Origin of the sequence: Pseudomonas sp. ACM7, from assembly GCF_004136015.1 — a bacterium.
In the GTDB taxonomy this organism is placed as follows: Bacteria; Pseudomonadota; Gammaproteobacteria; order Pseudomonadales; family Pseudomonadaceae; genus Aquipseudomonas; species Aquipseudomonas frigoris.
Genome location: NZ_CP024866.1, coordinates 5,936,416 through 5,948,143 on the forward strand (window position 1 = coordinate 5,936,416; position 11,728 = coordinate 5,948,143).

General features: G+C 53.5%; 9 protein-coding genes and 1 pseudogene. All 10 read left to right on the forward strand.

Annotated elements, in window-relative coordinates; translation table 11 throughout:
* The first annotated feature begins 5 nt into the window (after nt 1-5).
* Nucleotides 6-950 (forward strand): carbohydrate kinase, encoded by a 945-nt coding sequence (locus tag CUN63_RS28135; protein ID WP_129444293.1) that lies wholly within the window; start codon nt 6-8, stop codon nt 948-950.
* Nucleotides 951-1,197: 247 nt separating this feature from the next.
* Nucleotides 1,198-3,441 carry a type VI secretion system tip protein VgrG gene (locus CUN63_RS28140; protein ID WP_256657618.1) on the forward strand — a complete coding sequence of 748 codons (2,244 nt, stop codon included), beginning with the start codon at nt 1,198-1,200 and terminating at the stop codon, nt 3,439-3,441.
* A 3-nt stretch (nt 3,442-3,444) separates the two neighbouring features.
* Nucleotides 3,445-4,746: a VRR-NUC domain-containing protein gene (locus CUN63_RS28145; protein WP_129444295.1), complete on the forward strand. Its 1,302-nt coding sequence runs from the start codon at nt 3,445-3,447 to the stop codon at nt 4,744-4,746.
* An 11-nt stretch (nt 4,747-4,757) separates the two neighbouring features.
* Complete coding sequence (locus tag CUN63_RS28150; RefSeq protein WP_129444297.1) at nt 4,758-5,879, forward strand: type VI immunity family protein; 1,122 nt, start codon at nt 4,758-4,760, stop codon at nt 5,877-5,879.
* Nucleotides 5,880-5,897: 18 nt separating this feature from the next.
* Nucleotides 5,898-7,316, forward strand: a pseudogene (tssI, locus tag CUN63_RS28155) (type VI secretion system tip protein TssI/VgrG); the annotation flags it as partial.
* On the forward strand, nt 7,313-8,878 hold the full coding sequence (locus tag CUN63_RS28160; RefSeq protein WP_129444299.1) for a hypothetical protein: 1,566 nt from the start codon (nt 7,313-7,315) through the stop codon (nt 8,876-8,878). The pseudogene tssI and the gene CUN63_RS28160, both read left to right, overlap by 4 nt.
* Nucleotides 8,879-8,886: 8 nt before the next feature.
* On the forward strand, nt 8,887-9,825 hold the full coding sequence (locus tag CUN63_RS28165; protein ID WP_129444302.1) for a PoNe immunity protein domain-containing protein: 939 nt from the start codon (nt 8,887-8,889) through the stop codon (nt 9,823-9,825).
* Between the two features lie 122 nt (nt 9,826-9,947).
* Nucleotides 9,948-10,889 carry a PoNe immunity protein domain-containing protein gene (locus CUN63_RS28170; RefSeq protein WP_129444304.1) on the forward strand — a complete coding sequence of 314 codons (942 nt, stop codon included), beginning with the start codon at nt 9,948-9,950 and terminating at the stop codon, nt 10,887-10,889.
* A 114-nt stretch (nt 10,890-11,003) separates the two neighbouring features.
* Nucleotides 11,004-11,468, forward strand: a complete 465-nt coding sequence (locus CUN63_RS28175; protein ID WP_178082684.1) for a PoNe immunity protein domain-containing protein — start codon at nt 11,004-11,006, stop codon at nt 11,466-11,468.
* A 50-nt stretch (nt 11,469-11,518) separates the two neighbouring features.
* Nucleotides 11,519-11,728, forward strand: a 210-nt coding sequence (gene tnpB / locus CUN63_RS31785; RefSeq protein ID WP_165353219.1) for an IS66 family insertion sequence element accessory protein TnpB, incomplete at its 3' end; no start/stop codon positions are given.

An 11,728-nucleotide genomic window follows, 5' to 3' on the forward strand; every position in this document is an offset into this window, starting at 1 on the left:
TAACTATGTACCTGGTGTGTGGCGAAGCGCTGTTCGATTTCTTCAGTGAAGACGATGCCAGCGGCCTGGCTTCAAAAGTGAATTTCAAGGCGATTGCCGGCGGCTCGCCGTTCAATGTCGCGGTGGGTTTGCGCCGTTTGGGCGTGGACGCGGCGCTGTTTGCCGGGTTGTCGACCGACTATCTCGGTCGGCGCTTGCAGCAGGTCCTGCAGGATGAAGGCGTGCGGCCGGATTACCTGGTGGATTTCGCTGCGCCTACGACCTTGGCGATGGTGGCCGTCGGTGCCAATGGTTCGCCGCATTACAGCTTCCGGGGTGAAGGCTGCGCGGATCGTCAGCTGAAAACCGAGCATCTGCCGGAACTGGGACCTGAAGTGCGCGGCTTGCATATCGGTTCGTTCTCGCTGGTGGTGCAACCGATTGCCGACACGCTGTTGGCATTGGTGCAACGGGAAAGCGGCAAACGCTTGATCAGCCTTGATCCCAACGTGCGGCTCAATCCTGAGCCGAATATCGACCTGTGGCGTTCGCGAATTGCGACCTTGGTTGAGCTGGCCGACCTGATCAAAGTCAGTGATGAAGATTTGAGCCTGTTGTACCCCGAGCAGGATCCGCAGCGGGTGATTGAAGGCTGGCTGCAGCATCGTTGTCAGTTGGTGTTTCTGACCCGTGGTGGCGAGGGGGCGACGGTGTTCAGCCGCCTGCATGGCTCCTGGTCGGTGCCGGCGAGTTCAGTGAAAATCGCCGACACCGTGGGCGCTGGCGATACGTTCCAGGCGGCGTTGATTACCTGGCTGACCGAGCAGCAGCTGGATTCGGTTGAGGGTGTGCAGCAGCTCAGCCGCGAGCAGATCGACGGGATGTTGAAGTTTGCGGTGCAAGCTGCGGCGCTGACTTGCAGCAAGACCGGGCCGGATTTGCCATATCGCCAGGAGTTGGATCTTCGCTGAGGCTGATGATCTCTTCGCGAGCAAGCCCGCTCCCACATTCGACCGCGATCCAATGTGTGTGTGTGGGCTTGCTCGCGAAGGCGGTATCACTTGCACCGCCATCAATCGGGAGTCAACGGCAATGATGGCATAGGATGTTACCGGCTACAGACGACTTTAGTCGGTAAATGAAGGCTCGTTTCCTTGAACGAGGCGCTTTAATCCTGCACCATCCGCCCCAGCTTATTCAAAGGACGGAATTAAAGGCATGCTGGACGCGAACGCAACCCATATTTCCCTGACGCTGGAAGGCGTTTCCGTTGACCTTCAGGTACTCAGCTTCGTCGGTCGCGAAACCCTCAACCAGCCGTTCTGCTTCGACATCGAACTGGTCAGCGCCCGCCCCGACCTGAAACTCGAAGAGTTGCTGCACAAGCCCGGCTGCCTGACCTTCGGCGCCACCGGCAAAGGCATCATCCACGGTCTGGTGTACCGCATCGAGCAAGGTGACTCCGGCAAAAGCCTGACCCGTTACAGCATCAGCCTGGTGCCGCAACTCGCCTACCTGCGCCACAACCATGACCAGCAGATTTTCCAGCATTTAAGTGTGCCGAAGATCATCGCTAAGATCCTTGAAGCGCGCGGCATCCTGGCCGACGCCTACAGCTTCCAGCTCGGCGCGATCTACCCGGAACGCGATTACTGCGTGCAGTACGACGAGTCCGACCTGCATTTCATCCAGCGTCTGTGCGAAGAAGAAGGCATTCACTTCCACTTCCAGCACTCGTCCAGCGGTCACAAACTGGTGTTCGGCGATGACCAGACGGTGTTCCGCAAACTCGCGCCCGTGGCCTATCAGCAAGACTCCGGCATGGCCGCCGAGAAACCGGTGACCAAGCGCTTCAACCTGCGCCTGGAAACCCGCACCACCCGCGTCAGCCGCCGCGATTACGACTTCGAGAAACCGCGCATCCTGCCCGAGGGCTCCGCCAAAAGCGCGTTCGCCCCGGACCTGGAAGACTACGACTACCCCGGCCGCTTCACCGACCGCGAACGCGGCAAGCAACTGGCAACCCGCGCCCTGGAACGCCACCGCAGCGACTACAAACTTGCCGAAGGCAAAGGTGACGAGCCAACCCTGGTCAGCGGCCACTTCATGGCCCTGAGCGAACACCCGCGCGCCGAGTGGAACGACCTCTGGCTACTGTTGGAAGTGGTGCACGAAGGCAAACAGCCGCAAGTGCTCGGCGCAAACGTCACCAGCGACGTCACCCAGAACAAAGACGATTTCCACCAGGGCTACCGCAACCGCTTCCTCGCCACCCCGTGGGACGCGCACTTCCGCCCTGCCCTCGAACACCCGAAACCCAAAGTCCTGGGCAGCCAGACGGCCATCGTCACCGGCCCTGCGGGTGAAGAAATCCATTGCGACGAGTACGGCCGCGTCAAAGTCCAGTTCCACTGGGATCGCGAAGGCCAGGCCGACGACAAGACCAGCTGCTGGCTGCGCGTCGCCACCGGCTGGGCCGGCAATGCCTACGGGGGCATCGCCATCCCGCGCATCGGCATGGAAGTGCTGGTGTCGTTTATGGAAGGCGACCCCGACCAACCACTGATCACCGGCTGCCTGTACCACAAGGAAAACGTCGTCCCCTACGACCTGCCGGCGAACAAAACCCGCAGCACCTTCAAGACCCTGAGCTCACCCGGCGGCAACGGTTACAACGAGTTTCGGATTGAAGACAAGAAAGGTGCGGAACAGATTTATCTGCACGCCCAGCGCGATTGGGATGAAAACATTGAGCATGACCAGAAGATTCGCGTCGGCAACGAGCGACACGACACGGTCGAGGCCAATGTTTTAAGCGAATTCAAGGTTGAAGAACATCGCATCACCCACCTCGACCGCAAGACTGAAACCCGGGCGGATGATCACCTCACCGTTGGCGTGACCCAGCATGTGAAGGTGGGGACGGCGCAGTTTGTCGAGGCCGGCCAGGAGATTCACTACAACGCTGGGGAAAAGGTTGTGGTTGAGGGTGGCATGGAGCTGACGGCCAAGGCTGGCGGGAGCTTTGTGAAGGTGGATGCGGGGGGCGTGACGATCAGTGGCGCCAATGTGAAGGTCAACTCCGGGGGTGGGCCGGGAGCAGGGACTGGTATTCAGATATTGGGGCCTCTTTTGCCTGGTCTGGCGGACAAGGATAAATTTGGTAAGTTGCTAGAAAGCGCCCCGCGAAGTCATAAGGCCCGCTATCTGCTCCAAGACGAAAAAACAGGCGAACCGTTAGCGGGAAGTCCCTACACATTGAAACTGGCAGACGGCACACGAATTGCCGGTTACACCAATGAAGAAGGTAAGACCTTTCAGGCCCATAGCACCAACCCGGCCGAAGTAGAACTGCTGACGCCCATCCGTAAACCCGAGCCTGAGGAGCCATTGATTAGGGCGGGTGAAAGTGCACCGAAAGAAATGACCCTGGACTTCAAAAACGCCAACTCGGAGGGCTGATATATGGCAGTCATACAACCGCCTCAAACGCCGCAGGGCTGCACCAATACCAGCATCGAAGGCACGATCAAACAGGCTCCACTGCCCAACCCGGACAACAAGCCTTATTTGATGGAAAAGGCAAATTACGCTTCGCGGTTTCCGAAGTTATCCTTCAAGAAAACAAAGGATGGCGATGTCACAGGTCTGGAGCTCAAACAACTTGTCATGAGTGGATTGATCCGAGCGGACGAGTATCGTTGGGATTTTCTCTGGGACTATAAAGCGGAAGTCTGCTTTGATATGGCATCTCTTCCACCCAAACCATTTCTCAGCTCCACGTGGTTTGGTGAAGAAGAGAAACCCGATCCGTTGCGACGCCATACCTTGTTTCCGTTTCCCAAAGGTTCAGTCAAAGGCTTGCTACGACGCCCAGACGTGATCATCGTAAAAAATCGGAGTACCCGCTGGCCGGGACAGGCCGGTCCGGACCATCAGGGTATTGCTCACTCGAATAATCTAGAACGTTTAGTGGAAGTGAAATTTCCAGGGGACGTGCTTGGAATGGCTCAGAGAGAAGCCTACTTAGATATTGCTGGTGGGTCGACCCGATTCTCCGTTTTAGAAATTAGCGACTGCCGCGATGATGGTGATCGCGAACGAGATCGCCAGTACAACAGAGAGCACAAGCCAACTGGAGAATTCAACCCTCTACAATGGCCGGTGTTATTACCCCCCAGAAATCCTGGTGTAACGCCAAGACCCGCCCCTGTTCCAGTACCTGCGTACGGACCTACGCCGACGTCCCGGCCTGCCCATGTTGAAAGCTGGACTCAACAGGTTCAGGAGGCCGTAGATGGGCTTCTAGAACAGGGAGCTCAAGGTATTCGGAAACTTTCTCAGGAAGTACAACAACATCTCGAAGACGCTGCGACATGGATCGGCGTTAAAGGTGAATGGGTTCGACGCGAATCACAAAAAGCGTGGGAGTGGGTCAGTGAAACGGGGGCTCAGGTTATTCGCTGGACAGATGAACAATTGAGAGCAATCTGGAAAGAAGTCCAACACTTTACAGATATAAACCTCGAAATGCTTCGGCGGGTCGATTGGGTACAAATTTTGATCGATATGGGAGTTCTCGCTGCCGAAGTGGTAATCGTGCTTGCCATCGGAGCGGCCATCGGATCAGCCGTTGTAGCAGTGGGTATTCCAGCAGCACTCGTTACCGGTCTAATGATTATTCTGCACCTGGCTCGGGTTTCGTGGCTCTTGTTAGCCAGCATTTTGAGTGGTGTGGTAATTAATACAGCAGCTACTGCCGGATAGAAGAGGCGACTATGAACGCATTGGAAAAATTGACTAAACAAGCTCCAAATTTGGCCTTTGAGTTGCCGGATAACACACCAGTCGTCAAGCTGGGGCTGATCGCGACAGTGTATTTTAAAGAAGGCTATTTTCTTGAAAGCAAGAAAAACGTCATGGAGTGCTTCGACCGCTTCAAGGAAGAGTTTGGGCAACATCTAAAAGGACAATTTTATGACCGCTATAAAAAACTGACCGATGATAGTTTCAAAAAAACGACTCTAAAGATTCTTGAAACTGATTCGAACGAACAATATGAATGGCACATCAGCAGTGCTCCAACCGCAAGTGAGGCCGCTGAATACAGCCTTTCGGCGTTGAACTCTTTTGAGGTCCATGGTGACCAGAAACGTTCGTATCTCAAGATCACTTTTCCTTGGGATTTTTTGCAGCAAGCTGACGGTGCCGCACGATATCAGAACTGGCTGGTTTACCTTTGCAATCAGGTAAAAGCTGAACATGGTTATGGCGGTCTTTCCAGCGTTCTGCCTTATGACTTCGATAGCTACATGCCAATGGAATTTCAGTTGGCTCAGCAGTTCCCCGGACTTGAAGTCGACTCCATGGTGCACAACTTTAAGCGAGAACTGCTTGATCACATCAAGGGTGTGAACTGGTACACCATTCTTGGGGCGACGTTTGTAGAACGTCTAGGCGGCGAAGCCCTGCTACGCCATGCTTTCAGCGGTCGTGGCGATGTAGAGATATTGAGTTACGACAACGGACTGATTATTCGTGCGGGCGACCTCCCTCAGTTGGGTGCCGAAGACGAACCACTTCCTTCTGTCTATGTGGCGATCAATAAAGTCGTAAAACCTCTGCGCATTCCAAATCCAGATCAACTGCACACTTATTCCCCATATGGAAACTGCTTCGAAGAAGACAGTACCGCTCGATGGTATGCGCGTTTTGACCGTGACGATAACGCCACAACCTCATCGCGCGTTGAATCAGGCAAACCTTGTACCAAGGAAGGTTACTGGTTCACCCCAGCGCAAGCCAACTCAAGACGCCATTTCCAACAAGGCGAAATCATGCCGAGTTTCAGTGGTTCTAACTGGGGCGATACGCTTTGGTATTGGTCAGGTGAGAATTAAAACCATAGTCACCGACCGGTCAGCGGCCACTTCATGGCCCTGAGCGAACACCCGCGCGCCGAGTGGAACGACCTCTGGCTGCTGCTGGAAGTGGTGCACGAAGGCAAACAGCCGCAAGTGCTCGGCGCAAACATCATCAGCGACGTCACCCAGAACAAAGACGATTTCCACCAGGGCTACCGCAACCGCTTCCTCGCCACCCCGTGGGACGCGCACTTCCGCCCTGCCCTCGAACACCCGAAACCCAAAGTCCTGGGCAGCCAGACGGCCATCGTCACCGGCCCTGCGGGTGAAGAAATCCACTGCGACGAGTACGGCCGCGTCAAAGTCCAGTTCCACTGGGATCGCGAAGGCCAGGCCGACGACAAGACCAGCTGCTGGCTGCGCGTCGCCACCGGCTGGGCCGGCAGCGCCTACGGCGGCATCGCCACCCCGCGCATCGGCATGGAAGTGCTGGTGTCATTCATGGAAGGCGACCCCGATCAACCACTGATCACCGGCTGCCTGTACCACAAGGAAAACGTCGTCCCGTACGACCTGCCGGCGAACAAGACCCGCAGCACCTTCAAGACCCTGAGCTCACCGGGCGGCAACGGTTACAACGAGTTTCGGATTGAAGACAAGAAAGGTGCAGAACAGATCTACCTGCATGCCCAGCGCGATTGGGATGAAAACATTGAGCATGACCAGAAGATTCGCGTCGGCAACGAGCGACACGACACGGTCGAGGCCAATGTTTTAAGCGAATTCAAGGTTGAAGAACATCGGATTACCCACCTGGATCGGAAGACTGAAACCCGGGCTGATGATCACCTCACCGTTGGCGTGACTCAGCACGTAAAAATTGGGACGGCGCAGTTTGTTGAGGCGGGTCAGGAGATTCACTACAACGCTGGGGAAAAGGTTGTGGTTGAGGGTGGCATGGAGCTGACGGCCAAGGCTGGCGGGAGCTTTGTGAAGGTGGACGCGGGGGGCGTGACGATCAGTGGCGCCAACGTCAAGGTCAACTCCGGCGGCGGGCCAGGTTCCGGCACCGGCATCGGCATCCTCGCCCCGCTGATTCCAGGCCTTGCCGCCGCCGACATCGCCGGGCGGCTGATGAAAGAAGCCAAGTCCAATCCGACCTGGCTGGAATTGAACCTGCACTACGACAACCTTGAGCCCGTACCGGGCGCGTCCTACCGCGTTGACTTTGCGGACGGCTCGACCCGTGAGGGTGTGCTCGACGATGACGGCTTTGCCCGGTTGGAGGACGTTCCGAAAGGACCGGCCAAGGTGTATTACGGCGAGGATCCGAGGCCATACAACCGTGAAAGCGTAGCGATTGTGCAGAACTCGGACGAAAAGGTTAACGCAGATTTACGCAAGCTCGGCCTGGACCCGGACCAGGTTGATTTACCAGCATTAGTGGAGAAAGCCGCAGGGAGGCTGTCATGAGTGACGAAGTAGTTGAGAGCGCAAACGAAGGTGACGAAGACCGCAGCTCCGCTTACCAAGAGGCCGCGGTAGAACTGGCAAAAGGCATCGCGCTCGGCGCAGTACCGTTTCTTGGCCAGGCCATCGACGCCTACGACACCATCGAATCCTCAATCGTCCTCTACAACGCAGAGTCGACGGACGGAAAGGAAGACGCGCAGTTTGACCTGCTGATGGCCGTCATTGGCTGGGTTCCAGGACCGGGCGACGGGCTGAAGAAGAGCCTGCGCATCGTCAACAAAGACCCGCAACGCTACGCCCCGGTACTGTTCGACCTGCTTCGCTTCGTACTGCAAGAATGCGGGGTCAAAACCAGCCCCGAAGAACTGCTCAAGCAAGTATTCGATGCAGGCAAACTGCGCGCCGAACTCGACGAGATCATCACCGGCGTAAAAGGCTCATCGACGTTCCAGAGCCTTCCAAACTGGGCAAAAACATCGGTCGTCACCGTCCTCGCCGCCTCCCGCGACAACATGCCGGCCATGGTGGGGATTGTTGAGAAGCGGCTGGTTAAATGGAAAGGCATGCAACGCAATAGTTCGGCGGCCTCCTCCGGGTCAAGCCACCCGAAAAGAGTGGAAAAGCCTGCAAGCAAAGACTCGGCTGTTGCGGCAAAGGGAACCGATGGTGCGAGCGGCACCCATTCCAACCAGGTCGAAGCCTCCAAAGTAGGTCTTCAGGCCCCTTCCAGTATTTTGAATGAAGGGCTGGGGGTTAGTGGGGAGCACATTGCCGATTACATTTGTGCAGTGGAGTTTGGTTGGGGCAAGGATTGGGATGGGCACGATAAGGGGGCGGATGGGAAGTTGTTGGAGGGTGTGCCTAGTGCGAGTAAAACGGGGAAACTATCAAAGGGCGGCAGCCCGAAGGCCCGACATGTTCTGTACAAACTGACAGATGGGGCCAACGGAACCGGTATTGATGCTGTCTGGCGTGCAGATCCTGCCACAAACGACGGGAAAAAATTTGCGATTGTAGAGGCTAAAGCAAGCCGTGACGAGGACGGTCCAAAGTTCCTCCGCAAGCCCAATAACACCCGTAAACCTGGTGTCGCCTCAAAATTGGGAGTCTCCGGCGTTACAGATCCGAGTACGTTACTGGAGCCTCAAGAGCCAGAGCAGCCTGAGACCACTCAAAAGAAAAAAGGGAAATCTGCAAAGTCCAAGCACCCTACACCTCCCAACGATAAAAAAACCAACAAGCCAGCCAAAGATAAAAGAGAAATTCTTGTTCAAATGAGCAACGAGTGGATTCAGAAAAACATTGGAGATGCTGTTTCCGAACGACTGGCTGACCAGGTTTCAGCATCATACAGCCGTCATTTGTTTTACGCCCCGTTGTACCACCTGAAACAAAGTCCGAAAGAGCATGCCGAAGCTCGACTGAACAACAGCGACGAAACAACCCATGCCAACCACTCCGCATTCCATTACACCGACAGCGAAATTAAGTCCTTTGTGAACAAGCGAAAAAAATCTCTTGCAGCAAAACACGGGACATTACTATCGCTGGCTACTGAGTAATATTCATCATGAACAAAAGACAAAAATTTCTCAGCGAGACCAGATACAAAGACTTCTTGGCTTACAGCGAGGAGACGAAAATTTTCTGGCAAAACAACAAATTCGAGTCAGATTCCCCTGAGCAAGAAGCGTCTCTAAGGGCAAATCACTTTAAAAATCTGGCATTAAAAAAACTATTTATATCTTATACCGCCGGAATTGAGATCTCTTTGCTTGCGCCATTGCTTGAAGAGCTTATATCAGCGTACGAAGAGCGCCAAAACAAACTTTCAGTTTCTGAAAAAATAGAAAGCATTTCACCACTCGCCATTGACATTTGGCCAGATGAATTTGAAGAATGCGTACAAGTTTTTAGCCTATGCATCTTGCTTCACAGAACAGATCTGCTCAAGCGATTCGTGAAGCTTTTAGATGGCGCAGACTACAAAAGCGAAGATACTCTTTATGAAGACCTACTCCGCAAAAATCTACCTGATCGAGGAGATATAGATGAATGGTATCACGACGTATACACCCCTTTAATACAAGCCATATATGCAGATGAAAAAGATGAGGCCTCTCAGCTACTAGCTGATTATTGCAAGCAATGGTATGCCGCGTTCAAGCAAGCCCCTTGGCACGACTCACACTTGCAAGGCGACGAAGGAAGCTATGTCGGATACTGGGCGTTCGAGGCTGGGGCCATTGCTTTCTTATATGGGATCGATGACAGAAAAATCAATCATATGGTTTATCCAAAGGACTTGGTGGAATACGCGAGAAATTACCAACCGACCAATGGGTCCCAGGTTGCTCGTGTAGATGCAGGACAACCATGTAGCAAGACTGGCTATTGGTTTACGCCGGCAAAAGCAGAGTCTCGTCGCCACTTTAATCAAGGCGATATAATGCCAGGGTTCAGTGACTCCCATTGGGGCGATACTATTTGGTATTGGTCGGGAGAATAATGATAAGGGCGACAGATTGACCTGGCTTCATCCAGTCATTAGTCAGATGGGCGGACAACCGCCCATTGAATCATGGTGAAAGCCCCTACATCACAGAACAACCTCCCCCTTTGCTGATATCTATGAACAAACGACAAAAATTCTTTAGTGAAAAACACTACGAAAATTTCCTTAGAGAACATGATGAGGTCATAGAATTTTTCAAAACCAACAAATTCAAATCTGAATCTATCGAAGAAGAAGCTTCTCTTCGCTCAGCATTTCTCCAGACTTTAGCTCTCGATAGACTTCTTGCCAGCTATACCGCAGGGGAGAACATAGAATCTCTTGTTCCTCTGCTTGAGGACTTGATTGATAAGTACGAAGCTCGTCAGAAAACTCTAGCTGAGTATGAAAATTCACCAAAAATATCGCCGCTGGCATTGGATGACTGGCCGGATCAATACGAAGAAGCCGTTCAAGTTACCGGTCTGTGCATCCTATTGCACCGTACTGACCTGCTACCGCGCTTCGTCAAGCTCATAGATGAAGCCGGCTATGCCGGTGACGATACTCTTTATGAAGACTTACTGAAGAAAGTCCTTCCTCATCGGCACGATGTCGACCGGTGGTATCACAACGTATATACGCCACTCATCCAAGCTGTCTACATCGATAGTAAAGAAGAGGCTTCAAAGCTACTCAAAAAATATTGCCAACAATGGTATCCAGCCTTCAAACAAGCTCCTTGGCACGATACTCATCTTCAAGGAGAGGAAGGTAATTATGTAGGCTATTGGGCTATAGAGGCAGGAGCAATTGCTTTTTTATACGGCATAGACGACAGCAAAATCGATCATATGGTGTATCCAAAAGCATTAGTCGAATACGCTAGAAGTTATAAGGGCGATATTGGATCCCAGATTAATCGCATTGTTGCTGGCGAACCATGTAGCAAAACAGGCTATTGGTTTACCCCAGCTCAAGCCAACTCAAGACGCCACTTCCAACAAGGCGAAATCATGCCGTGCTTCAGCGAATCAAAATGGGGCGATACTATTTGGTATTGGTCAGGTGAAGAATAATAACGGCGACCGATTGACTTGACTTCAGCCAATCATTGATCGGATGGGCGAACAATCGCCCATTGCTTAGCCAAATAAATCCGTCCCCTTAACTTTGTACCGCGAAGGATCGCCATGAACAAACGCCAGTGTTTCATCGTCGACTCCTACTATCAAAAGTCCATCCATCTGTACGACACAACCGAATCGCGCTGGGCTGGCAGGACGATGAAGGCAGATTCTCCAGACCAGGAGAGGGCATTGCGAACGGGGTACTTCAAGGAAACGGCGTTCAGTGCCTTGCTGATCAGTTACACGGCGGGCGAATCGATTGACAGCCTCATTCCCCGGCTGGAGAAGCTGATCAGTAGCTACGAGATTTACCAACAAGCATTGGCTGCCGAGGAAAGCGAAACTGACATTTCACCCCTGACCATCGACGATTCGCCTGGCCATTATGAAGAGTGTGTTCAAGTCATCAGTCTTTGCATTTTGTTGCATCGCACCGACCTGCTGATTCGCTTCGTCGCCTTGATAGATCGCGCAGGATACGCCAACGAAGAGTATCCGCTCCATGAACTCCACATTCCAAGCGGATAGCTGACGGCTGATGCTGTGCTCCCGATTTCCATCAGGAGCCCATCACCATGATGCGTCCCAATGCCAGCGTTGAAAAAGTGTACCTCTACCCAAAGCCTGTCGATTTTCGAAAGTCCATCGACGGCCTGGCTGCATTGGTCGAACTGGACATCAAAGTTGCGGTGTTCGACCCTGTGCTTTTCGTCTTTCTAAATCGCCACCGCAACCGCGTCAAAGTGTTGTACTGGGAGCGCAACGGCTTCTGCCTTTGGCTCAAGCGC

Excerpts from the sequence above, each read along its gene's own strand:
- CUN63_RS28135 (WP_129444293.1), top strand. The coding sequence starts at position 6 with ATGTACCTGGTGTGTGGCGAAGCGCTGTTCGATTTCTTCAGTGAAGAC.
- CUN63_RS28140 (WP_256657618.1), top strand. The coding sequence starts at position 1,198 with ATGCTGGACGCGAACGCAACCCATATTTCCCTGACGCTGGAAGGCGTT.
- CUN63_RS28145 (WP_129444295.1), top strand. The coding sequence starts at position 3,445 with ATGGCAGTCATACAACCGCCTCAAACGCCGCAGGGCTGCACCAATACC.
- CUN63_RS28150 (WP_129444297.1), top strand. The coding sequence starts at position 4,758 with ATGAACGCATTGGAAAAATTGACTAAACAAGCTCCAAATTTGGCCTTT.
- CUN63_RS28160 (WP_129444299.1), top strand. The coding sequence starts at position 7,313 with ATGAGTGACGAAGTAGTTGAGAGCGCAAACGAAGGTGACGAAGACCGC.
- CUN63_RS28165 (WP_129444302.1), top strand. The coding sequence starts at position 8,887 with ATGAACAAAAGACAAAAATTTCTCAGCGAGACCAGATACAAAGACTTC.
- CUN63_RS28170 (WP_129444304.1), top strand. The coding sequence starts at position 9,948 with ATGAACAAACGACAAAAATTCTTTAGTGAAAAACACTACGAAAATTTC.
- CUN63_RS28175 (WP_178082684.1), top strand. The coding sequence starts at position 11,004 with ATGAACAAACGCCAGTGTTTCATCGTCGACTCCTACTATCAAAAGTCC.